The sequence below is a fragment of the Arcicella sp. LKC2W genome (assembly GCF_034931005.1).
Taxonomy (GTDB): Bacteria; Bacteroidota; Bacteroidia; order Cytophagales; family Spirosomataceae; genus Arcicella.
The window spans coordinates 94,226-117,424 of record NZ_JAYGIN010000002.1; the positions used below are offsets into that span (position 1 = coordinate 94,226).

General features: G+C 35.9%; 21 protein-coding genes and 1 tRNA gene. 8 read left to right on the forward strand and 14 right to left on the reverse strand.

The annotated features are described in order from the left end of the window. Window positions 1-15: 15 nt before the first annotated feature. Complete coding sequence (locus VB796_RS02175) at window positions 16-1,086, forward strand: mannose-1-phosphate guanylyltransferase (protein WP_323344874.1); 1,071 nt, start codon at window positions 16-18, stop codon at window positions 1,084-1,086. 38 nt (window positions 1,087-1,124) lie between these two features. Here VB796_RS02175 and VB796_RS02180 read toward each other — a convergent pair whose 3' ends face one another. From VB796_RS02180 to VB796_RS02210, 7 genes are all read right to left on the reverse strand, one after another. Beyond that, on the reverse strand, window positions 1,125-2,003 hold the full coding sequence (locus VB796_RS02180) for a MerR family transcriptional regulator (protein ID WP_323344875.1): 879 nt from the start codon (window positions 2,001-2,003) through the stop codon (window positions 1,125-1,127). A 187-nt stretch (window positions 2,004-2,190) separates the two neighbouring features. Next, complete coding sequence (locus VB796_RS02185) at window positions 2,191-2,925, reverse strand: carotenoid biosynthesis protein (RefSeq protein WP_323344876.1); 735 nt, start codon at window positions 2,923-2,925, stop codon at window positions 2,191-2,193. 78 nt (window positions 2,926-3,003) lie between these two features. After that, window positions 3,004-3,079, reverse strand: a tRNA-His gene (locus tag VB796_RS02190). 196 nt (window positions 3,080-3,275) lie between these two features. Next, on the reverse strand, window positions 3,276-3,884 hold the full coding sequence (locus tag VB796_RS02195) for a superoxide dismutase (RefSeq protein ID WP_323344877.1): 609 nt from the start codon (window positions 3,882-3,884) through the stop codon (window positions 3,276-3,278). 165 nt (window positions 3,885-4,049) lie between these two features. Beyond that, entirely contained in the window at window positions 4,050-4,487 is a 438-nt protein-coding gene (locus VB796_RS02200; protein ID WP_323344878.1) for a nucleoside deaminase, read from the reverse strand. A gap of 166 nt (window positions 4,488-4,653) precedes the next feature. Then, entirely contained in the window at window positions 4,654-5,733 is a 1,080-nt protein-coding gene (gene aroC, locus VB796_RS02205) for a chorismate synthase (RefSeq protein ID WP_323344879.1), read from the reverse strand. 167 nt (window positions 5,734-5,900) lie between these two features. Continuing rightward, window positions 5,901-7,385, reverse strand: coding sequence for a BatD family protein (locus tag VB796_RS02210; protein WP_323344880.1), 1,485 nt, complete (start codon window positions 7,383-7,385; stop codon window positions 5,901-5,903). Between the two features lie 178 nt (window positions 7,386-7,563). Between VB796_RS02210 and VB796_RS02215 the strand changes: the two genes are divergently transcribed. Both VB796_RS02215 and VB796_RS02220 read left to right on the forward strand, forming a co-directional pair. Further along, complete coding sequence (locus VB796_RS02215) at window positions 7,564-7,782, forward strand: hypothetical protein (RefSeq protein WP_323344881.1); 219 nt, start codon at window positions 7,564-7,566, stop codon at window positions 7,780-7,782. A 314-nt stretch (window positions 7,783-8,096) separates the two neighbouring features. Further along, window positions 8,097-8,618 (forward strand): HNH endonuclease, encoded by a 522-nt coding sequence (locus VB796_RS02220; RefSeq protein ID WP_323344882.1) that lies wholly within the window; start codon window positions 8,097-8,099, stop codon window positions 8,616-8,618. 57 nt (window positions 8,619-8,675) lie between these two features. On the opposite strand, the gene VB796_RS02225 is transcribed toward VB796_RS02220, so the two are convergent. From VB796_RS02225 to rpmH, 6 genes are all read right to left on the reverse strand, one after another. After that, window positions 8,676-9,212, reverse strand: a complete 537-nt coding sequence (locus VB796_RS02225) for a DUF2480 family protein (RefSeq protein ID WP_416233509.1) — start codon at window positions 9,210-9,212, stop codon at window positions 8,676-8,678. 42 nt (window positions 9,213-9,254) lie between these two features. Next, complete coding sequence (tsaB, locus tag VB796_RS02230; RefSeq protein WP_323344883.1) at window positions 9,255-9,935, reverse strand: tRNA (adenosine(37)-N6)-threonylcarbamoyltransferase complex dimerization subunit type 1 TsaB; 681 nt, start codon at window positions 9,933-9,935, stop codon at window positions 9,255-9,257. Between the two features lie 235 nt (window positions 9,936-10,170). Further along, a complete protein-coding gene (locus tag VB796_RS02235) occupies window positions 10,171-11,838 on the reverse strand; it encodes a S41 family peptidase (RefSeq protein WP_323344884.1) in 1,668 nt (555 codons plus the stop codon). 22 nt (window positions 11,839-11,860) lie between these two features. After that, a complete protein-coding gene (locus tag VB796_RS02240; RefSeq protein ID WP_323344885.1) occupies window positions 11,861-12,385 on the reverse strand; it encodes a DUF4269 domain-containing protein in 525 nt (174 codons plus the stop codon). Window positions 12,386-12,449: 64 nt separating this feature from the next. Continuing rightward, window positions 12,450-12,908, reverse strand: coding sequence for a ribonuclease P protein component (gene rnpA / locus VB796_RS02245; RefSeq protein ID WP_323344886.1), 459 nt, complete (start codon window positions 12,906-12,908; stop codon window positions 12,450-12,452). Window positions 12,909-13,020: 112 nt separating this feature from the next. Then, window positions 13,021-13,176 carry a 50S ribosomal protein L34 gene (gene rpmH / locus VB796_RS02250; protein ID WP_323344887.1) on the reverse strand — a complete coding sequence of 52 codons (156 nt, stop codon included), beginning with the start codon at window positions 13,174-13,176 and terminating at the stop codon, window positions 13,021-13,023. A gap of 229 nt (window positions 13,177-13,405) precedes the next feature. Between rpmH and VB796_RS02255 the strand changes: the two genes are divergently transcribed. From VB796_RS02255 to VB796_RS02275, 5 genes are all read left to right on the forward strand, one after another. Continuing rightward, window positions 13,406-14,839 carry a M61 family peptidase gene (locus VB796_RS02255; protein WP_323344888.1) on the forward strand — a complete coding sequence of 478 codons (1,434 nt, stop codon included), beginning with the start codon at window positions 13,406-13,408 and terminating at the stop codon, window positions 14,837-14,839. Between the two features lie 74 nt (window positions 14,840-14,913). Further along, on the forward strand, window positions 14,914-15,492 hold the full coding sequence (locus tag VB796_RS02260) for a hypothetical protein (RefSeq protein WP_323344889.1): 579 nt from the start codon (window positions 14,914-14,916) through the stop codon (window positions 15,490-15,492). 118 nt (window positions 15,493-15,610) lie between these two features. Then, complete coding sequence (locus VB796_RS02265; RefSeq protein ID WP_323344890.1) at window positions 15,611-16,792, forward strand: M20 family metallopeptidase; 1,182 nt, start codon at window positions 15,611-15,613, stop codon at window positions 16,790-16,792. A 166-nt stretch (window positions 16,793-16,958) separates the two neighbouring features. Beyond that, window positions 16,959-17,357 carry a hypothetical protein gene (locus VB796_RS02270; RefSeq protein WP_323344891.1) on the forward strand — a complete coding sequence of 133 codons (399 nt, stop codon included), beginning with the start codon at window positions 16,959-16,961 and terminating at the stop codon, window positions 17,355-17,357. 222 nt (window positions 17,358-17,579) lie between these two features. Beyond that, complete coding sequence (locus VB796_RS02275) at window positions 17,580-21,212, forward strand: M4 family metallopeptidase (RefSeq protein ID WP_323344892.1); 3,633 nt, start codon at window positions 17,580-17,582, stop codon at window positions 21,210-21,212. 53 nt (window positions 21,213-21,265) lie between these two features. Here the strand turns inward: VB796_RS02275 and VB796_RS02280 are convergent, their stop codons facing one another. Beyond that, complete coding sequence (locus VB796_RS02280; protein WP_323344893.1) at window positions 21,266-23,068, reverse strand: MutS-related protein; 1,803 nt, start codon at window positions 23,066-23,068, stop codon at window positions 21,266-21,268. Window positions 23,069-23,199: the final 131 nt, after the last annotated feature.

Sequence of the window (23,199 nt, forward strand, 5' to 3'; positions counted from 1 at the left end):
AGACTTACAGACAACATGAATAATAACAATTATGTAGTGATTATGGCAGGAGGCGTAGGAACTCGTTTCTGGCCTTTTAGTAGAACCAAAAATCCAAAGCAATTTCACGATGTTCTTGGAACTGGCAGAACGCTTCTACAACAAACAGCCGACCGTTTTGAAGATATTTGCCCCAAAGAAAATATCTATATCGTAACCAGTAATGATTATATTGGTCTGATAAAAGAACAACTGCCTTTTTTGGCAGATAGTCAGATTTTAGCAGAACCATCACGTAGAAATACCGCTCCTTGTGTAGCGTATGCTTGTTACAAAATTGCTGTACAAAATCCAGAAGCAAATATTGTAGTAGCACCTGCTGACCACATTATTCTTAGAGAAAAAGAATTTGAAAAAAGGATAAACCTTGCCCTTGATGCATCTGCGAAAGACGATATTTTAGTTACTTTGGGAATAACGCCTACTCGTCCTGACACGGGTTATGGATATATTCAGTATGTAAAATCTGAAGATGATGTAAAGCAAGTAAAAACCTTTCGTGAGAAACCCAACTTGGAGTTAGCTAAGTTGTTTGTAACCAGTGGTGAATATGTTTGGAACGCAGGTATTTTTATCTGGAATGCCCAAGCAATTAAAAAGGCTTTTGCCAAAAATTGCCCTAAATTACACGATATTTTTTCATCTGGCGACAGTCAATATTTTACGGAAAAAGAAGGTAATTTTATCAATGAAATTTACCAAACTTGCGAGAGCATTTCTATTGATTATGCCGTAATGGAAAAAGCTGATAACGTCCATATCGTTTTGGGAGATATTGGTTGGTCAGATTTGGGAACTTGGAAATCGTTATATGAAGTTTCTGGAAAAGACGAAAATGAGAATGTCATTGATGGTTCAACCATGCTCTATGGCGTAACTAATAGTATTATAAAAACACCAAAGGACCGTTTAGTTGTAGTGCAAGGTCTTGATGGTTATATCATTGCGGAATATGATAACGTACTAATGATTTGTGAAAAAGAACAAGAACAATTTGTAAAAAACTTCGTAGCTGATGCGGGGAAAAAAGATAATAAATTTGTCTAAATTTTTAGAGCCGAGGCATTGCCTCGGCTCTAAAAATATTATTCTGATGCAATTTCCATTAGGTGCTTAATTTGAGTTATGATTTGCACATTATCAGGACAATCAATGTCTTGACCTACGATTTGATACCCCGTCAGTAAAACCTTTGAATCTGGAAACTCCTTCGCCAGCTTATAAACATACTTTTGAATTTCGTTTTGTCCAGGAACAGAGGTAATAACCGAGAAAATAATATCTGGTTTATGAACATCATAAGCAAAGGCAAGCTCATTGAAAGGCAAACTTTGACCTAAATAAACCACCTTGTTTTGTCTTGAACGAATAATATAATTAGCAAAAAGAAGACTGATTTCGTGCATCTCTCCTTCTGGCAAATACAAAAGATACTTCTTCGCACCCTGTCTCAAAGATGGCAACTGTCCGTCAATGGCTACAATCAACTTCTGACGTATCAGGTTTGAAATAAAATGTTCTTGAGCTGGGCCAATTGACCCTGTAATCCACAGTGTACCAATTCTACTTAAAAATGGATAAATGATGTTGACCATCATATTCTCAAAACCAAATTGGAGTGTATTGGTACTAACAATTTTCTCAAAACGTTCCTCATCCAAATCAAGCATGGCAATGGTCAAGGCATGAATTTGGTCTGGGTAATTCAACTGTTTATCAGAAATCAACATTACTTCCTTCGACATTTGGTCAGAGGACATTTTGGAAATTTCTGAAATTTTATATCCGTGGTCTTTCAGCAAGGAAATATTTAAAACCAATTTTAAATCCTTGTCATCATACGTGCGAATATTCGTATCAGTGCGGTCTGGCTTCAGGATATCATATCGCTGCTCCCAGATTCGAAGAGTATGAGCCTTAATGCCCGAAAGCTGTTCAAGGTCTTTAATTGAATAATTGCTCATGGTTTGTTTTTATCGTCAGATTTCTCCACAGGTCTTTTAAAAATCAAGCTTTTTAATAAAAACTTAAAATCGTTATCGTCTGAATAAACTGAAAACTAAATACACAATATAGGGCTTACTAATAACTTAACAAAAAGAGTCAAATTTATGTTCTTTAAGTTGACAACATTATGTTTAATGAAAAGTTTTAAAAATTAAACAAATTTTGTATTGTTCCCAAAGTTGAATAGCACAAATATAGGAAAATAAAAAAAAGTAATTGGAGGATAAAGAGTAGTTGTGCTAATAAATTGGTTTTCAGGAAATTGCCCTTTAAAAAGACAAATGCTAATACAAATGCAATCAAAAACCATGCTTGAAAGTTTTGAGACGGTATTTGTTCATTTTTCCAATGCCAAAAATCCAACCGAATAGCTACTGGTTCAATCAAAAAATCCAATGAAACCATTAAACTCGCTGATAAAAAAGCCCTAAAAAATAGAGAAGAAAAGACAGGATTGGTAGGGAATATTTTTTTTAAATATAAACTGATATTTTGTGTAACAATACTTGAACAATAAATCAGTAAGAGCCAATTTGCTCCAATTACTAAAGGCACGCCAAATAATTGAGTTCCTAATGTTTGTCCATACCAATATTGTCCAAAAATTAGCCCTGTGTGAACTCCAACAACTTCGACCAAAAATCCAGCTAAGAAGATAGAGATTGAAATTAAAATAAAATTTCGATTAAAATCTTGATGGAAAAGCAAAAGTAAAATTAAGGAAACCCAAAGGTTGAGAGGAGATAGAAGTTTGAAATATGGTTGAGTATAAGGAATAATCAAGCCAATTGTTCCTGCAAGATACATTAGTATAATCACTACAAAGGTAGTTTTGCGATAATGTTCCGAAACAGACGATTTGATTTGTATGAGATTCATATACTTAAAACAAGGTAATAGCTATTAGGTTTGAAATAATTGACAACAAAAAAGCCTTGTCTATTCGACAAGGCTTTTGGCAGGAAGATGGGGCTCGAACCCACGACCTCCGGCACCACAAACCAGCGCTCTAACCAACTGAGCTACATCCTGCATATGTAATTTGGAAGTGCAAAAGTAGGAAAAAAATTGGCACTTCCAAAATTTTAGAATCTAAAAAAATGAAATAATTTAGTTTGGAATGATATTTTGAGCTTGACTTATTTTTAATTACTTCTTAACCGTTTGATTGTCAAAATATTAAAAATAAATACATCCAAATAAATATTTTATATTTTTTTAAATAAAAATTACTTCGCTGCTGCATAACGAGCCTCTGCACCGTTCCAATCTACTACATTCCAAAATGCGTCGATGAAATCTGGACGTTTATTTTGGTATTTTAAGTAATATGCGTGTTCCCAAACATCCAATGCAAGAATTGGCGTTCCTTTCACTTCTGCCACGTCCATTAATGGATTATCTTGATTTGGTGTTGATGTTATTGCTAAAGAACCGTCTTCTTTTACGATTAACCATGCCCAACCTGAACCGAAACGTCCAATACCTGCTTTTTTGAATTCTGCTTTTAAGTTATCAAATGAACCAAATGTCGAATCGATAGCTGTTGCTAAAGTTCCAATTGGAGCTCCACCTGCATTTGGTGCAAGGATATTCCAGAAGAAAGTATGATTCCAGTGTCCACCGCCATTATTACGAACTGGTGCAGGAAGTTTACTGATTCCAGCCAATAGTTCTTCGATAGTTTTTCCTTCTAAATCTGTTCCAGCAACTGCTGCGTTAAGATTTGTTACATAAGCATTATGATGACGGTCATGGTGGATTTCCATTGTTAGTGCATCAAAATGTGGTTCTAACGCATCATTTGCGTAAGGTAATGGGTCTAATACGAATGCCATTTTCTTGAAGTTTTAAATTGATATTAGCTATAAGCAAGGCTTTAAGCTTCTAAAGTTAAATATGATACCAGATATCAGTTGAAATACTGAAATTTGGCAAGAATTGAGATAAGCTTATTGTTTAGAATATGAAGCCTATCGCAAAAAAAACTATAAAAACACTAATTAAGTTCTTAGTCGGGCGAAAAAACGTTTTAAAATTTCTTCACAATCATCTTCTAAAACCCCGAAAGTAATTTGAGTTTTTGGATGTATAATTTTAGATGGAATTTTCTGAAAGCCTCGCTTTTCATCTGAAGCTCCCCAAACAACTCTCCCAATTTGTGACCAAAAAATTGCACCAGCACACATTACGCAAGGTTCGAGAGTCACGTAAAGGGTGCAATCTTTGAGATATTTTGCCCCTAATTTTTGAGATGCAGCGGTCAGGGCTAACATTTCGGCATGAGCAGTTACATCTTTGAGTTTTTCGGTTTGGTTGTAACCTTTAGCAATAATTTGATTCTGACAAACGACAATTGCCCCTACTGGAATTTCTTCTTCATCAAAAGCATTTTCTGCTTGTTGAAGGGCAAGTTGCATAAAGTATTCGTCAGAAAACATTTTTATAAATTTATATTTTTTGCCACGAAGGCTCAAAGTCACTAAGTTTTATTATTTTGAGTCTTCGTGTCTTTGTGGCAAACATCAAAGTCACTAAGTTTTACTATTGGAATATTTACAGTAAAAATACTATCAGAGTCTTCGTGTCTTTGTGGCAAACATCAATTTACTTTGAATATGCTTTATTTCTCAAATAAAAATCCACTAAAACCAATGCTGCCATTGCTTCAACGATAGGTACGGCTCTTGGCACAACGCATGGGTCGTGGCGACCTTTTCCCGAAACAACGACTGAATTTCCTTCTGCATCAACGCTTTCTTGGTCTTGCATGATGGTTGCCACAGGTTTGAATGCTACTCTAAAATAAATATCTTCACCGTTTGAAATTCCACCTTGAATCCCACCCGAATAATTAGTTTTTGTTCTAACTTTTCCGTTTTCATCCACATACATTTCATCATTATGTTCTGAACCGTACATTTCTACACCATCAAAACCACTTCCGTATTCAAAACCTTTGACCGCATTTATGCTTAACATAGCTTTCCCTAATTCAGCGTGGAGTTTATCAAAAACGGGTTCTCCTAAGCCTACGGGCGTTCCTGTGATGACACAATTAACCACGCCACCGATTGAATCTCCTTTTTTACGAGTTTCATCAATCAAATCAAACATTTGTTGAGCCATTGCTTGGTCTGGACAACGAACAGCATTTTCTTCAGCATCAGCAATGTTCAATTGTTGGTACGGCGTTGTCAATTTCAATTTTCCAACTTGCGATACATACGATTGAATTTCTACACCGTGTTGTTTTAATACCAATTTGGCTATTGCTCCAGCCGCAACACGAGCGATGGTTTCACGGGCAGAACTACGTCCACCACCACGATAATCACGATTGCCATACTTAGCGGTATAAGTATAATCAGCGTGCGAAGGACGGAATTGTTGAGCAATATGCGTATAATCTTTTGAACGTTGGTCGCCATTTCTAACGATTAAAGAAATAGGCGTTCCCGTAGTTTTTCCTTCAAAAATTCCTGAAAGCACCTCAAATTCATCAGCCTCTCGGCGTTGTGTTGTGATGCGAGATTGCCCAGGTTTACGACGGTCTAATTCTGATTGAATAAAAGACGAGTCAAAGTCGATGCCCGATGGACAACCATCTATAATGACACCCACGCCAACTCCGTGAGATTCTCCGAATGTACTGATTTTAAATAATTTGCCGTAGGTACTGCTCATGCTGTTTATGAGTGGCGAGTTGTAATTAATTTCAACTCAAACCGTCACTTTATTTGAATGAATAAAAACTATATTTTACCTTTAATTTAAGGCTTTTCTGAAATCGATTTTAATGTTATTGGGAAAAATAATTAGGTTTTTCCCAATGCCCAAATGCTAATTATTAACTATTTTTTATTCTTCCGATTGGGGAGAAAAATATAAATAATGCCAATTAACATTATCACAATCAAGATGTTAGCTTCATCTTTTAGTATTTTTTTGAAATTACTTGCTTCTTCCGAAGAGTCAGTTTGTTCAAGTCCATCATAAACTGATGTTTGCGTTAAAGGAGAATCTGCTGTTTGAATAGATTGTCCAGAAACCTCCAATTTTAAAACTGATTTTAATGTATCATATTTTGCAGTTTTGGTATTGAAATACACCCATTCAAAATATTTATTTAGTGCAAAGTTACCAGCCCGCTTTGGAATAATCTGAAAAGTGAAAGATTTTGTGCTAATAATTTTATTGTTTTGAGGCGTATTGATGGCATCGACTTCGGGAGGGAAGAAGTCAAAAACACTATCATTTTTAATTTGAGGTAGTTTAACATTATAGCCATCACCCATAATTTGGAGACTATATTCTACAGATTTCCCTGTAATGACTTTATGTTTGTTAAGAGCCTCTCGCCATGTAAACTCCCCAACAGAAACTTCATTTTTTAGCGGATGTGGAGGTAATTCTTTCGCTTTTACAGTAAAAGCATTTGTCTGAAAAGTAACGTAGGTAGATTTTTTACTACCGTTCTTTTCTGGAATAAACTTTAACAAACGCAAACTCACGGATGGAAATACGATTTTTTTATCGTTCAAAGGATAAAATGTAGATTGGTAGAGTTTGTATTGGGTGTATTGTTTCCCATTTATACTCACTTGGGCTTCTTGAACTTCAGTTATTCCAAAAGATTCTTCCCAGCAGTTTTCAGGCTTAATTTTTTTCGTAATAATTGGAATTTGAGTCCCATTTTGGTCAAACTCTATCTCAGCAGTATTGTTTTTGGCAACATAGAAAGCCAGCGTAACAGTAAATCCTTCTCCGACATAAGGCGTAGATTTTGAAGAACTTAAAGATAAAAACGCATCTTCTTTTGTGTTTAAATTGGCTAATTCAGGGCTATTCCCTTCGATGAAATCAGTAAAGTCTTCTTGATTATCTGTTGTTTTTGCCGTTGTAGATTCTGTATTATTAGCATCTTTTTTGCCAGAAGTAAGAGGTTTTGTGACTTTTATCACAAAAGCTTCTTGTTTCAAATCCGTTCCATTGATATTGACCTTAAAAGCAGGTATTTTGAAAACCCCTTCTTTTTTGGCGGCATAGTTTTGGGTAATCGTACAAGTAGCAACAGGCTGACCACTCACAAATGAGCGAGCAATTGATTTAGAAATACCTCTTTTTGAAAAATTAGGCAATTCTGGAAATTTATATTCTGGATTTGGAGATTCGCCAAGAAATTTCAAAACTACCGTCACGACGAATGGGTCTTCGAGGGAAATATTTTTCTCGCCAATAATCAGAGATACATCGCTGTTTTGTTGTGCTTTTGTCGAAAAACACAATAAAAGGCAAAAAAATATTAAAATATTTATGTAATAATTTCTAAATTTCACCGTTGTTTCTGATGTTCATTCAAATAGAGTAAATACGTTTGTTTAATTTATCGGAAATGGATTTATGAAAATTTAACACTAAAATATTCATTAGTGCTTGATTATCAGAATTTTATGTTTTATTTTTAAACTGTTAAACAAAAATAATCCTTCCCCTCTTAAAAACACATTTAAAGCTATGACAACTTTAAATTACGTCAAAGTTATACTGGAAAAAGTTAGCTTCGATGCAAAATTATTCGAGAAAGAGTTAAGAAAAGCAATTAAGACCTTAGTAGTTGAAGAAATTAAAGAATTACGGGCTTGGTGTTCGGAACAATTTGGCAAAATGTATAATCAAGTAATTGATAAATGCTTTAGTCGAATTCGTAGGAAAAAGGTTGCAATTGCCAATTAGAGATTTACTTTCTCCTCAAAATTTATTTTAATCGCTCAGAATAAGCAGAAAAGACCTTCATTTGTTTGAAGGTCTTTTTTTATGCTCGTTTCACACATAATGGAGTATTTAATTCACTTTCATAAGTATTACAATAATCTTCTGATTAACAAAAGATTAAGCAAAACAAAAATGTTTATCCTTGCGTTATTTCTAAAAGATTTATCAGTAATTTAGTTAGATAATAAATTGAATATTTTGAAACGATTTGAGTAAGAGAAATAATGAATAAGCGGTAACATTAACCTGTGCTTTGGCACTTAAATTACTACATTATGGGTCGGAAAGTTTTAGTTTTAAATCAAGATTATAGTGCCTTAACGGTTTGTTCTATTCCCAAAGCGTTTTTGTTGGTCTTTCTGAAAAAAGCTGATTTAGTGGCTGAGTCTGCTACGGAACAACTACGCAGTGTTTCACAATCCTTTCCGATGCCTTCTGTAATTCGTCTTCATCGTTATGTTTATTTGCCATATAAAGGAGTGATGTTGTCTCGACAAAATATTTTTAGGCGAGACGGCGGACAATGCCAATATTGTGGAAAAACCGAAGATTTAACGCTCGACCATGTTTTGCCGAAGTCAAGAGGAGGGAGGACTTCTTGGGATAATCTTACAACGGCTTGTAAACGCTGTAATTCACGTAAAGGCGACCTAACTCCCGAAGAAGCAAATATGCCCCTGAAAGTAAAACCATACAAACCTTCTTTTGTGATGTTTTTGAGAGATTTCGGTGGAAGTATTGAAAATAGTTGGGTGCCGTTTTTGGGGAAAAAGAAAGAAAAAACGTTGGTAGAATAGTGGTTTAGTAGTGGCCAATAGCATTCGCCACTACTAAACCACTACAAATTATCAAATCTAAATTTTCTTCTTATACAAAGGAACAGTGCTACATGGTTCGCCAAACATTAACGACTGAACGACAGGTTGTAAAAGTCGAGTAATTTCAACGTAAGCCGCTGTTGGAACTGGCACTTTTGAACATCCTTTCACCACAACTCTCGCACCACGATATTCTTCTGGATTCACTTTTTGAAGAGCATCAAAGAAAAGTTTGTTTTCTAATTCTTCCAATGTCCCGAAAACCACTGAATTGGCAACAGGTTGTAATTTTATCGTCAAAAGCATGTATGCCCAAGTAGGAATGATGGCATCTTCAGAACAAGTGATGGCAATGTTTTTCCCTGCGTATTGCGCCCAATCGTGACTTTTTAGAAATTCTCGGAAATCTTTTTCCTTTAAAATCATACCCATAAATAGGTTGTCTTTCAAGTCATAAACAACCCGTTCACCTTTGTCGTAAAGGTCTTCTAAGTCAAAAGTGATAAGTCCACTGTTTGTGACTTTATTGATGATTGATTCTTCTTCCATTGTTGTAATCCGATGCTTTTGCATCGAATTTATTATTATACTCACAACCGATACACAAGCATCGGGCTACACTTTTTTCTGTGTTCCTACAAAGTCCTTCAAGTAAAAAGGCTCAAAAGTCACAACGTTTTCAAATAACGATTTTTCAAAAGAATTGGTTGCCAAAGTACCAACGGTTTTTGCCGAAGGCGTAATGTCAGTTTTCAAGAAAATAGCATTTTGATGAGTGATTTTTTCTTGACATTTGGCTGCTCCATCGCCAAAGAAAACAATTTTCTTCTCCTCAAAAATATCATTAAATGATTCTTCATCAATAATTTTCGCTTCTGTTTCTGAAATTGTATTCATTTGATTATCAATTGTTTGACAATAAACTTCCATTCTCCGTGCATCAATCATTGGACAAAGTAAATGCGTTTCGTCATAGAAATCTTTTACTTGAAATGCCATTGCTTCTAAGGTATTAATAGAAATTAAAGGCTTATCCAAAGCAAAGCAAAAACCTTTGGCAGTGGACACGCCAATGCGTAAACCTGTGTAAGAACCAGGCCCTTTTGCCACGGCGATAGCATCTAATTGATGAAGTGAAAACCCTCCATGGTTTACGACATTTTCGCACAAAGTTGTGAGCATTCCAGAATGAGATTTTTCAGTAAACAATTCGCTGATAGCCAATAAATTGCCATTTTGATGAAGAGCTACGGAACAAACTTTTGTGGAGGTATCTATGCTGAGAATTAAGGACATATTTTGATTTCGGATTGTTTGTTTGTAAGATTTTTGTCTGAACTTGGATTCGTAGAATTGGAAGTTTTTAGGATTGAATTTGAAAAGACATAATCCTAAAAATCTCTTAATCTTATTAATCCAAGTTTAGATAAAATGTCCAAACAAAAATATTTCACAAAATTAAGCCTAAACCTTTCAAACAAAAAATAGCGACCAATTTCTTAGTCGCTATTTCGTTTATTTTCTGTTCTTCTTATTTTCCTCCCTTCAAAATGGCATTGTAACGATTCATATCTCCGAACAATTTTAAAGCCGCTTGAATCTCTGGGTCTTTGGCAAAAGATTGCTCACGAGTACCTTTTTGTAAGTAATAATGAACGATAATTTCTTGTTCCAAAGTCGTTTTGATTTCGTCTTTAAACTTCATCATATCTGCTTCTTTATTATGCGATAATTTTGAACGGAGTGCCTTCAATTGTTCCGAAACATTATCGTAATATCTTTCCTTTTTGGCAGATGCTTCTAAGAGATTCAAGTCCTTTTCGGCTTGTGTTGTATAGTCGAAATCTTGTGCCGCAGCCCATTTTACAAACTCACTGTATTCAGTATCTGACAATTCAAAATCTTTTGCTGCCTTGATAGTTGGGTGGTCAAAATGATATTTGATAGCGTAATCAAATAATACATATTTATTTGATAATGAAAGTGTTACTGCTGCTGGGGCAGGTTTGTCAACTTCAATGTCTGGTAAAACACCGCCACCATCATAAACTGTTCTTCCACTCTTTTTAGTTTTGAATGGACGTTTTAGAGAATCAGGTAATTTACCAACACTACCGTCTGAATTACGGTGAGCATAATCAATTGCTTGAATACAACGTCCACTCGGAATGTAGTATTTTGCGGTAGTAACTTTCAATTTGGTATTATATGTTAAGTCACGAGTAACTTGTACCAAACCTTTGCCATAAGTACGTTGACCAATCAAAACGCCACGGTCATAATCTTGAATTACACCCGATACAATTTCTGCCGCCGAAGCACTACGAGAGTTTGTTAAAACAGTGATTGGCATTTCGGTATCCATCGCAGGATTTAGCCCTGTATAAGTCTTATTCCATTCTTGAACCTTTCCTTTGGTTGAAACAATTTCTGATTCTTTTGGCAAGAAAACATTACAAATATCCACCGCCATATTCAATAGTCCACCTGGGTTTTCACGAAGATCAAGCACTAATTTCTTCATGCCTTTCGCTTTTAAATCAGTAAAAGCCTGACGCACCTCTTTGGAGGCAGTTCCTGTAAAATCCTTCAAATCAATGTATCCAACTTCGTCATTAATCATGCCGTAGTAAGGAACATTTTTCATTTTTACGACATCACGGGTAACTGAAATATCCTCTAATTTATCCGTTCCGTACCGTTTTACGGTCAATTTTACGGAAGTTCCCGTTTGCCCTTTAATCAATTTGCCAGGGTCGATACCTTTTTTAGACTTCAAATCAACGCCATCTACTTTTACGATTTCATCGCCAATTTTTATACCAGATTTTTCGGCAGGAGTACCTTCGTCAATCAACATCACCACGATACGTCCATTGCGGTTTCCCGTTACGATACCGATACCGTTGTATTTGCCCGTAGTCATGGTCATATAATCCTCGATATCGTCTTCTGCGTAATAGACGGTATAAGGGTCAAACGACTTCAACATGGCATCAATAGACGTTTTGATAGTCTTATTCGGATTGATTTCATCCACATAATAACGATTCAACTCCTTGAAAAGCGTAGCGTAAATATCCAAATTTTTGGCAATATCAAAGAAGCGTTCTCCTGGGTCAGAGAAAGATGCTAAGGATAAACCAGTAATCGTTATCCCGCTGATTATTAATGATTTTGTGTATTTTTTTATGTTCATTTTATTGAGAAAAGTGCCAATGTTACACTTCATATTTTAAAAGTTCATCATAAGGATTACCTTCCAATCCTAATAATTTTGCAAATGCTGGTTCTGTCTTTAAACCCTGTTTTTTCAGTTGAATAATTGCCTGTCTAAATGTTGAGTCATTTGTCTCTAACAAATTATACTCTATCATCATGTGCCTAAAGCCATTTTGTGATTTTGTGGGAATATTTTGCCCAAATATTTCTATCTCGAATTCATCAAAAGTAAAATTGGCGATTACAGACACTTTTCCTCCAATGGTCTTTTCTGAGAGTTTAAATCCTTTTTCTTGATGAAATATATTGTGAATGGTATCAATAAATACGTCTTTATTTTGCCAATAACAAATAATATCAAGGTCAGAAGATTCTATGTTTATGCCAATCGGAATAGTACCAACAAGAATAGGAGTGAATACGCTTAGTTCTGTAAAAATATTCGTTTTTAGAAGAATCTTATATGCTTTCCTCTGAATATCATTTCCAGATTTTATATATTCTATATTGTCAAAGTTTATCAAGAGCAAATAATTATTTCGACCATTTTTATTAACGCAAAATCAAACACGATATTTCAATCAAAAACTAAACCATTTTCTTGAAAATCCCTTTCATTGATTTTTCTATCTTGGCGTAATCTTCAATTGTCTTCGCAATATACACAAAAGCGATGTAAGCAGGAATCTGATTGGTGGGTTTTTGCATCAAAAGATGCTTATTGAGGCGGTATGCCTCTCGGGTGCGGCGTTTCACTAAGTTTCTATCAACGGCGTGTTTGAATGAACGCTTCGAAACGGAAATGAGAATTTGGGGAGTGGTAGGAGTTTTAAGTTTTAAGTCATAAGTCATAAGTTGTTCTGAATCAATTTCATTCGAGTCTTCACTTATGACTTGCGACTTATCATTTATAACTTCGTGTATATAAGTAACACGAAAAGGGTAGAGAAAAACCGATGGGTTTGTTTCTCTACCCTTTTTATCAAAGAGTCTTTCAATAACTTTTTTGGAATTGAGTCTTTCTGACTTTTTAAAAGTAAATTTCACGTAATTTAGTTAATAGTTAAAAATTAACAATCAACAGTTGAAGCTGTTACATTGTTTTGATATGGAGAATTAAATAACTATTCTCTATTAATTATTAACTATTCTCTAAAATCTATTTACCTCTTTTCTCGTCTGAAACAGTCAATTTATGTCTGCCTTTTGCACGACGAGCCGCTAATGTACGACGACCGTTTGGTGTTGACATTCTCTCACGGAAACCGTGCTTATTTTTTCTCTTTCTTACCGATGGTTGAAACGTTCTTTTCATGACTATATCTTAATAAAAATCTTTGAGTTCTAAAAACAGGACTGCAAAGGTACATAAGTTTTTTTTATTTGCAAATTGTTTTAAAAAAGTTTCTGGTTTTATATGATTGATTATGAGTAAATTGGATGCTCAATAATGCTCAATTAGTATTTTGAACTGTACGAAATATAGTTTTTTGTATGGTCAAATTACAATCTAAAACAAAAGAATTAAAAGCTATACATACAATATGATAAAGTATAAAATTTCATCTGAAAATCCCCAAAGTCACTACCTGAATATTGAGATGGTGATTGATAATATTGATACAAATACGATTGAATTACAACTCCCCGCATGGCGACCAGGACGCTATGAATTACAAAATTTTGCTAAAAATATTCAACGATTTGAGGTGAGTTCTTCTCAAAAAAATATCCCTTTTTCTAAGATAACAAAGGATAGGTGGGTGTTAGAAGTATCTGATTTTAAGGAAGTTGTGGTTAGTTTGACTTATTTTTCAAATGTTCAAAATGCAGGGAGTTCCTTTGTGGATGAGTCGGTGATGTATGTTAATTTTGTCAACTGTTTGCCTTACGTAGAAGGGCGAATGGATGAGCCTTGCGAGTTGGAAGTGACTTTGCCAAGCGACTATAAAATTGCTTGCGGAATGGCACACGAAAATTTTGTCTTTTCTCCCAAAGATTATCATCAATTAGTAGATTCTCCGATGCTTGCGAGTCCGTATTTGCAATGTCAAAAGTACCAAGTTGATGAAGTTGATTTTTATGTTTGGTTTTTAGGAAATTATATTCCGAATTGGGGAAAATTATTATCAGATTTTCAGAAATTTTCCGAAAAACAGGTAAAAGTGATGGGTGATTTTCCCGAAAAAGACTATCATTTCATCAATTGGATTCTGCCAACGTCCTTTTATCATGGCGTAGAACATCGAAATTCAACCATGATTGTGTTAGGTCCAGACTCAGAAGGCGACGGACTTTATACTGACCTTTTGGGTGTGTCCTCGCACGAGTTGTATCACGCTTGGAATATCTGTAAAATTCGTCCCGTTGAGATGATGCCTTATGATTTTACGAAGGAAAACTACTTTCCAACGGGTTTTGTGGCGGAAGGCGTTACGACTTATTACGGAGATTTATTTTTGGTACAGTCGGGTGTTTTTACACAAGAACAATATTTAAAAGAGTTAGAAACCGTCTTGAAACGCCATTTTGAGCAAGATGGAAAGGCTTTTCAGTCATTGGTAGAATCCTCTTTTGATTTGTGGTTGGATGGTTACGTGCAAGCCATTCCGCACCGTAGAGTTTCGATTTATCAGAAAGGGGCGGTTGTTTCCTTAATTTTGGATTTAATGATTCGCTTGCGTTTTGGACATCAAAAATCATTAGAAACTGTCATGCAAATTTTGTGGGAACGCTTCGGAAAAACGGGGGTCGGATATTCATTAGAAGATTATCAGCGGGTTTGTGAAGAAGTTTACGGACGTTCGTTGTCAAGTTATTTTAAAGATTGCATCAATGGAAATATGCCACTCGAAAGCATGGTCAATGAGTTATTAGATGCTTTTGGGTTGCAGATGCAGTGGAATGAGGAAGGAAAGATTCATTTGGAAATAATGGAAGCGGATAATGAGAATCTGAAATTGTGGTTAAATTTGTAGGGAAATTAGACACAGATGACCATTTCAAACATTTTACCAAATAAATCATTGTGTCGTCTTTGGAGACACAGATAATGGCAAAAATAATAAATTCTATGATGTCTTTTAATAACTTTTCGATTAAAATCCCAAAAGGAAATGATATTATAGTTAAATTAATTCCATTTGAAGAACATAGTAACTATGTAAATTCTTCTGAATGGACAGAATTTAACAATGACATTTCAGATATAGCTAAGTCGTATGTGAATAAAAAAAAAGAAATTGTAGTATTCGAATTAAGAGAAAAATTTGGAGTTATTTTCAAAAACATGGATGATTATAATATGGTTTTTAAACTACCTTCAAAAGTATATTTAAGCCATGATAATGTACATGGTTTTATCTATTTCGTTTCAATCCAAGATGAAGAAATCATATTCTTGTTAGATCAAAACTCTCAACGAAAAAAAATAAGTTCTTTATCTGTAAAAGATGATTACGATGTTTTTGAATTAGAAGATGGCTCTATTCTACAAATCTTTTTAGATGATTTTGATAAAAAATATAGAATTGGCACTACTGGTGCATATTTCCCCAATAAAATATCTTTTGATTTAATCAATCCACCAGATAACAATTATCCAATTGGAGTTATGGTTTATGGTTATTAATCATTAACCTATATTTTACAGTATTTTGCCCTTGTCTGTGTTGTCCACAGATAGCCTTTTAGGTAAGAAAAACGAAATCATCGTATTCGTTAATAGAATTGCCGTTTTAACCAAATAAATGAAAGAAAAAATAAAACAATTAGCCCATGCCCATGCAGGCGAATTTGTGGCTAACCGCAGACATTTACATCAAAATCCTGAGTTGTCGTATCAGGAATACAATACGCAGAAATACGTTGCCGAACGTCTGAAAGAAATTGGTATCACGCCAACGTCCATTGCCAATACGGGTTTGGTGGCCACGATTGAAGGGAGAAATCCATCTTCAAAAGTGGTGGCTTTGCGAGCGGATATGGATGCGTTGCCTATTGTGGAGGCAAATGATGTGTCGTACAAATCTCGTAATCAGGGAGTTATGCACGCTTGTGGACACGATGTTCACACGGCTTCGTTGTTGGGCGTTTCTAAAATTTTATATAATTTACGCAACGAATTTGAGGGAACGGTGAAATTAGTTTTCCAACCTGCCGAAGAAAAAGCCCCCGGTGGTGCCTCAGTGATGATTGCGGAAGGTGCTTTGTTGAACCCTACGCCCAATAAAATGTTAGGTCAGCATGTGGCTCCGAATATTCCAGTTGGTAAAATTGGTTTTCGTGAAGGAATGTACATGGCAAGTGCCGATGAATTGTATTTTACCGTGAAAGGCAAAGGCGGACACGGTGCCATGCCCGAATTAGGCATCGACCCTGTGTTAATTACTTCGCATATAATTGTGGCTTTACAGCAAATTATCAGTCGTAATCGTAACCCACGTTATCCTTCAGTATTGACTTTCGGAAAAGTGATTGCGAATGGAGCTACCAACGTAATTCCAAATGAAGTTTATGTAGAAGGAACTTTCCGTGCAATGGACGAAGAATGGCGTGCCGATGCTTTGGGACGTATCAAAAAAATGGCGGAAGGAATTGCTGAATCAATGGGAGGCGTTTGTGAGGTTTTTATTCAGAAAGGTTATCCGTTCTTGAAAAATGAACCCGAATTGACTCGCAGAATGAAAGGGGCAGCCATTGATTTTATGGGTCAAGAAAATGTGATTGATTTGGATATTTGGCTCGCTGCCGAAGATTTTGCCTATTATACGCACCATGTAGATTCGTGTTTTTATCGTTTGGGAACACGTAATGAAGCAAGAGGAATTATCTCGGGTGTGCATACCCCAACGTTTGATATTGACGAAAGTGCTTTGGAAATCGGAGCGGGATTAATGTCTTGGTTGGCAGTTAGTGAGTTGAGCTTGTAAGACAGGTTTCTAACCTGTCTTAGACAAATAGTAACATTAATGGACAGGTTGAAAACGGATTGATAATTAGTGGTGTTATCGCATGGCTTTTAAGTTTCCAACCTGTCTTAGACAAATAGTAACATTAACGGACAGGTTGAATACCTGTCCTACAATAACCAAAAATATGAAAAGAATATTTACCTTCTTGCTTTTAACATTTATGATAAGTTGTAAATCTGTTCCAGAAAACCAGCAAATTACCGTTGCTTCGGGCGGTGGTTTTACGGGCGTTTGGCATGAATACACACTAAATCCCGACGGACAAATTCTCCATAAAGCCAGCAATGTGGATACGGTGGAAGTGGTAAAAACGCTTTCTAAATCGAAAACGAAGAAATTTTTCAAGGAAATAGAAGCCTTGAAATTGGAGGAAAAGAAAATGGACGAAGCTGGAAATATGTCGTATTTCGTACAGTTTTCAGAACGTAAAAAGTTTAGCCACAAAGTACAATGGGGTGATAAAACCATGCCTGCTGATTCGGTAAAGACCTTTTATAATACTTTTATGGAGTTGTTGAAGTAGGTTTCGTTTGAGCGTGAACGCTCAAGGTAGTTCAAGTCTTGAGACTTAAACCAGTACAAAATTCAGTCAGACGATAGTCGGACGGAAAGATAAATGGTGTTTTACTCTTTATCTGACCTCCGTTTATTACTAATAATCAGTAACCACATCAGTCTTTCCTGAAATACATTCAGTAGATTGATTGTATCATCCATAATATGCCCGAAATGGGGTTTGTTAATTATGAAAAAACTATTCCTTCTTGCAATCACCGTCATTTGTGGAAACGCATTGATGGCTCAAAACAAATTCAAAACCATTAAAAGGTCTGGGGTTGAAATTGAAAACTCTTCAAAGTCTGCCGTAGAAGTCATTGATAATTCTGCTCAGGGAAAAACACTTTCTCGTCAGGTATATTTATCGAAACCTACCGACAGTCAAACGTACCTAAATCTGATTGCCAAAAAATCAGGGGTAAAAGTTATTGCCGATGAAAATGGTATGCCTTCGATGATTGAGGGTATTCCGACGAATCTCAAAACAAATAGCACTCGTAATGGTAGAATGAGTGCCGTAGCAGCGGCAGCTTATAATTATTTAGAAGCGGTAAAACCATTTTTGAAATTAGCTAATCCTGATGATGAGTTAAATATCATCAAAAGTGAGGAAGATGAAATTCAAACCACTCACGTGCGTATGCAACAAATGTACAAAGGTGTTCCTGTATATGGTGGTGAGATGATTTTACACCAAAAATCCGCCGAAGCCGTGTCTTTATTGAACGGACACATTTATCCAACGCCAAGTTTGGAAGACGTAAAGCCTGCATTAACGGCTGAAAATGTTGGAACAATCGCTTTGGGTGATGTTGCAAAAGTGTCTATCGTAAAAACAATGACCGCTACCGAGCGAGTTATGTTGAAATACGAAAAACCCAAAACTGACCTTGTTATTTATCACCAAAACGAAAAAGCTGATGCCGAGCGTTTGGCATATCAAGTTGTTGTTCGTCCCAATTTCTTGGAACGTTGGGTTTATGTGATTGATGCAAAATCGGGTGAAATATTGGATAAATATAATCATACTTGTACGCTTGATGGTGTTGCGAAAGCTACTGCAACGGACTTGAATGGACTTAGCAGAAGTATTAATACATATCAATCTGGAACGAGTTATAACTTGATTGATGCCACTAAATCGATGTTTAAAGGTGGAACTGTAAAAGCAGACGACCCACAAGGTGTTATTTGGACAATTGATGCGACCAATTCTAAAGTGAATGAAGATTTAACGGTTAGACAAATTTCGTCAACCAATAATACATGGAATAATGCAAATGGTGTTTCGGCACATTTTAATGCAGGAAAAGCTTATGATTATTACACACAATATCATGGCAGACTTTCTTTAAATGGTAAAGGTGGAACAATTGTTTCCATCATTAACATCACAGATGAAAACGGAAAAGGTTTTGATAATGCTTTTTGGAATGGTGAATACATGGGTTATGGTAGTGGAGGAACGTATTTTAAGCCATTAGCAGGCGGTTTGGATGTAGCAGGTCACGAAATGACACACGGAGTAGTTGAAAACACCGCTAACTTAGATTATAACGGACAATCGGGAGCAATCAATGAATCAATGGCTGACTGTTTTGGAGCAATGGTAGAACGTAAAACAGGAGCAGATTTATGGCGTTTGGGTGAAGACGTAATGAAAGGGAGTTTTTATCCAACAGGAGCATTGAGGGATTTATCTAACCCAAATAATGGCGGTAAAAACTTAAATGACGATGGTTATCAACCTGCCACAATGACTCAATATTACACAGGTTCGCAAGATAATTATGGGGTACATATCAACTCTGGAATTCCTAATAACGCATTTTATCGTTTTGCTACGGCAAGTGGAATGACCAAAGAAAAAGCCGAAATAGTGTATTATCGTGCTTTGACAATTTACTTAACTCGTACTTCAAAATTCCTTGACCTTCGTCGTGCCGTGATTCAATCAGCCACAGATTTGAAATCAAAAGGAATTACAGATTCGGATATTGCAGCCGCAAAAGCCGCTTTTGAAGCCGTAGGTATTTCTGACCCGAATGCTCCAAATCCTTCAACAACACCAGCAACCACGCCAACCACAACGCCCAAAGCAGATATTCCTGTAAATAATACGGGTACCGAAGGTTTATTAACTTATGACCCTGTGGCTAAAAAACTGTATCGGTCAAGTGTAAAAGGTGAAGCTGAACAAACGAGTTTTGTTGAATTAGCCACTAATATTGTGATTGACCATAAGCCGTCTGTACCCGATGACGGTACGTATGCGTATTTTGTGGCAGGTGATGGATTTATCAAAAGAGTAAATTTAGCAGGAACTCCAAAAGTAGAAAATGTTTCGGCTTCAGGTGTTTGGAGAAATGTTTCAGTATCCAAAGATGGTAAAAAATTGGCAGCACTCAGAACTTTGGGTAAAACAGTAGCCACGACAGACAAACAAATTACAGTATTTGATTTAGTGGGTAATAAAAGTGTTGCCTTTACGCTTTATAATCCAACTTATACACAAGGTGTAAGCACAGGACAAGTACAAAATGCAGATGCTTTAGAATGGGATTATCAAAGTGAAAACATTGTATATGATGCCTTCAACATCATTAAAAGTGCCACTGGAACAGAATCTGATTATTGGGACGTAGGTTTTATTAATGTTTGGAGTGCCGCTAAAAATACCTTCGGAACTGGAAGTGTTAGTAAATTATTTACAAGTTTAGAACAAGGAGAAAATATTGGAAATCCATCATTTTCAAAAACTTCAACAAATATTATTGCCTTCGATTATTTCATTCAAACAGATGATATTTATTATGTAATTGGAGTAAATACAGAACGTACTGACGGTTTGGACTTTATCTATGAAAATAATACGCTTGGTTATCCAGAATATTCAAGAACGGACGAATTTGTACTTTATAATTACGAAGACACGAAGAAAATTTTGAATACCTATCAAATCTCGATGGATAAAAGTCGAATCAAAAGTATCGCTAATTCAGAAAAATATTTGGTAGGTCAATCAGCTTATGCCGTTTGGTACACCGTTGGAACACGTGTTTTGCCAACTAAAACCGCTCAATCCATCAGTTTATCTAAAACTCCAGATAAAAGCCTCACTGCCTCATCTTTTGACGTAACAGCAACGGCAAGCTCTGGTTTGGCTGTAGTGGTAAATATTGCATCTGGGCCAGCAACCGTTTCGGGCAAACGTATTACGCTTAAAGGAACGGCAGGACGAGTAAAAGTATTAGCCGACCAAGTTGGGAATTCAACTTATTATGCTGTTTCAGCGGTTGATTCTTTCTGTGTAAATCCTGCAAAACCAACGATTTCAGTTGTTAAAAAGACCGATGCGAATGGTGATTATTGGGAATATACTTCAAGTTCGGCAACTGGCAATATTTGGTATCGTGACGACGTAATTTTTGAACCATTGCGTGGTGCTCAAATTGCACAAATTGTATCAGGTTCAAAATTTAATGTGCAAGTAGTTACGACTGACGGTTGTGCCAGTGCCTTGTCAGATGCTCGCCAAGATGCAGCCTTAGTAAAACCACTTGCTAACGACCCAGAATTAACGGCAAATGTATCAGTTTCACCCAATCCTTCGAGTGATGAAGTAAGAATTGTAACACCTAAAAATGTGAAAATTGAATCGGCTTCATTATCGTCAATATCGGGTGGACAAGTTGTTGAAAAACAAGGAGACAAGACAAATACAATGACTATTGATATTCGTAATTTGAATCAAGGAACATATATTTTGCAGATAAAAACCAGTGAAGGTACAGTAGGCAAGAAAATATTTAAGCAATAAAATGTAACCTGATACTTCCGCATCGAAGTTTATTCCGATGCGGAAGCGTCGGGTTACATTTCAATTCCAATGCCTTTCATCAATAAACTGGCATTAAAACTATGACAAACACCTGCTCGAAGTTTATAATCAAAAACTAAATCACCATTTACTACTTCCGAAGAAAAGCTATAATTCGCTACAAAACCTTGCTTTTCAAATTCATCCCCCAATTCCACATCATGCGTTGAAATAAAGCCCGAAGCCCTTGTTTTGTGTAATTGCAACATCAAAGCTTTTGCTCCATCATGGCGGTCTTTTGAGTTCGTTCCCTTCAAAATCTCATCTAAAAAGTAAAAAACAGGGAACTGATAACTGTTAACTGCTAACTGCTGACTGTTAACCGCCTGAATCAACGTCTTTAAACGTTTCAATTCTGCATAAAAAGAGGAGGTATCTTCTTCCAAAGAATCTTGAGTACGCATACTCGTAAAAACCTGTACGCACGAACACGCAAACGCATCTGCACACACCACCGAACCCGCCAAAGCCAAGATAAGATTTACGCCCACAGTTCGCTGAAAGGTACTTTTTCCTGACATATTTGAGCCTGTAATGATGACCGTTTTTCCTTCGCCTTCTATCTCAATACTATTCGTAATTCGCTTCGCTTTCCGTATCATCGGATGACCCAAATTTGTCGCTTTTAAAGTAATGGAATCATCCAAAATTTCGGGTTTTACAAAATCTGGATTGGCAAAATGTAAGCCCGCTAAACTGTTTAAGGCTTCAAATTCTGCAATGACCAAAAGCCATTTTGAGAGGTTTTCTCGGTGTTGACGTTTCCAATTTTCCAGTTTGATAAAATATTGAATATCCCACAAAGTAGGAATTCCCACAATAAACATAAAAAATGGATTGGCTCTATTTCCTAATTTGTTCAAAATATCTTCCAAAGCCTTAATCGCTGGACTTGCTTCTGATAATTCTGATTGTAATTGAGTAAGTTTTGGATACGTAAATTGCTCATTTACAATGATTTCAGAGAGATTCGCATAAGCTTTTAAAGCTCCCGTTATTCGCATTGTTTGGTCGAGAGCATTGGAAACTGTCTCATAAATTTGCTTGCCAATAAACCCATGAATTATCAACATCAAAAGCGGATAACCGATGGGTAGAAAATCAAATGCCCAAGCTAAAATTAATGGAATAGTAAGGTAAGGAAGGTATTTGCCATACTGAAAAATAGGCTTTTTAATTTCCTCATTTTCAGGAGATTGACTCCATTGTAGTAGTTTGTCTGTTGGTTCTGCAACTTCTTCAATCAAGATAGCGGAGGCTTCTAAATTTTGTCTAAAATCAATTTTAGAAGACAATTCTGCAATCATTTCCTGTCGGATTAAAATCTCTGATTTTTCAGCAGGACATTTCAACCATTCTGCCAACATACCCGCACCTGTATAAGTATGAGTACGATTGAGAAGTTTGAAAACGGATTGTTTTCCGAAAATATCTAAATCTGAACTATAAAAATGGTTGGTTTCGTTAAATTGTTCACCTGTTTCTGAACGAGTAAAAATATTATCTAACCGCTTTAATTCGTCTTCATTAAGCAATGACAATGCTTTGTTTTTGTCACGCAAGTGTTTTATTTTTAGATGATTAGATACAGAAGCTAAGAAAATAGAAATGCCAATAATTACGACAGGAATTACATAGTTTCCACCCCAAAATTGATATGTGACATAGCTAATAACGATTGTAGCAAGAAATAAAATGGCTCGAAAAATTGCCCATTGATTATACTTTTTTTGGAAATTATCAGCGAGATTTTGGAAGGTGTTTTGTCTATTTTGAAAGGTTTGGATTGGAGACATTTTGATTAGATATTGCTACTATTTACTATGGATTAATTGGGGATTTTCCCGTAACACAGACTTCAGTCTGTAAGTTTTGATAATATTCACAGACTAACTTCTGTAAGTTTTGATAATATTCACAGGTTAAA

What these genes read in the sequence shown, in the direction of transcription:
- VB796_RS02225 (WP_416233509.1), bottom strand. Translation starts at nt 9,212, where the DNA reads ATGCAAAAGCATCGGATTACAACAATGGAAGAAGAATCAATCATCAAT.
- VB796_RS02215 (WP_323344881.1), top strand. Translation starts at nt 7,564, where the DNA reads ATGACAACTTTAAATTACGTCAAAGTTATACTGGAAAAAGTTAGCTTC.
- VB796_RS02275 (WP_323344892.1), top strand. Translation starts at nt 17,580, where the DNA reads ATGAAAAAACTATTCCTTCTTGCAATCACCGTCATTTGTGGAAACGCA.
- VB796_RS02195 (WP_323344877.1), bottom strand. Translation starts at nt 3,884, where the DNA reads ATGGCATTCGTATTAGACCCATTACCTTACGCAAATGATGCGTTAGAA.
- VB796_RS02180 (WP_323344875.1), bottom strand. Translation starts at nt 2,003, where the DNA reads ATGAGCAATTATTCAATTAAAGACCTTGAACAGCTTTCGGGCATTAAG.
- VB796_RS02185 (WP_323344876.1), bottom strand. Translation starts at nt 2,925, where the DNA reads ATGAATCTCATACAAATCAAATCGTCTGTTTCGGAACATTATCGCAAA.
- rpmH (WP_323344887.1), bottom strand. Translation starts at nt 13,176, where the DNA reads ATGAAAAGAACGTTTCAACCATCGGTAAGAAAGAGAAAAAATAAGCAC.
- VB796_RS02220 (WP_323344882.1), top strand. Translation starts at nt 8,097, where the DNA reads ATGGGTCGGAAAGTTTTAGTTTTAAATCAAGATTATAGTGCCTTAACG.
- VB796_RS02255 (WP_323344888.1), top strand. Translation starts at nt 13,406, where the DNA reads ATGATAAAGTATAAAATTTCATCTGAAAATCCCCAAAGTCACTACCTG.
- aroC (WP_323344879.1), bottom strand. Translation starts at nt 5,733, where the DNA reads ATGAGCAGTACCTACGGCAAATTATTTAAAATCAGTACATTCGGAGAA.
- VB796_RS02280 (WP_323344893.1), bottom strand. Translation starts at nt 23,068, where the DNA reads ATGTCTCCAATCCAAACCTTTCAAAATAGACAAAACACCTTCCAAAAT.
- VB796_RS02200 (WP_323344878.1), bottom strand. Translation starts at nt 4,487, where the DNA reads ATGTTTTCTGACGAATACTTTATGCAACTTGCCCTTCAACAAGCAGAA.
- VB796_RS02175 (WP_323344874.1), top strand. Translation starts at nt 16, where the DNA reads ATGAATAATAACAATTATGTAGTGATTATGGCAGGAGGCGTAGGAACT.
- VB796_RS02270 (WP_323344891.1), top strand. Translation starts at nt 16,959, where the DNA reads ATGAAAAGAATATTTACCTTCTTGCTTTTAACATTTATGATAAGTTGT.
- VB796_RS02235 (WP_323344884.1), bottom strand. Translation starts at nt 11,838, where the DNA reads ATGAACATAAAAAAATACACAAAATCATTAATAATCAGCGGGATAACG.
- VB796_RS02260 (WP_323344889.1), top strand. Translation starts at nt 14,914, where the DNA reads ATGGCAAAAATAATAAATTCTATGATGTCTTTTAATAACTTTTCGATT.
- VB796_RS02265 (WP_323344890.1), top strand. Translation starts at nt 15,611, where the DNA reads ATGAAAGAAAAAATAAAACAATTAGCCCATGCCCATGCAGGCGAATTT.
- tsaB (WP_323344883.1), bottom strand. Translation starts at nt 9,935, where the DNA reads ATGTCCTTAATTCTCAGCATAGATACCTCCACAAAAGTTTGTTCCGTA.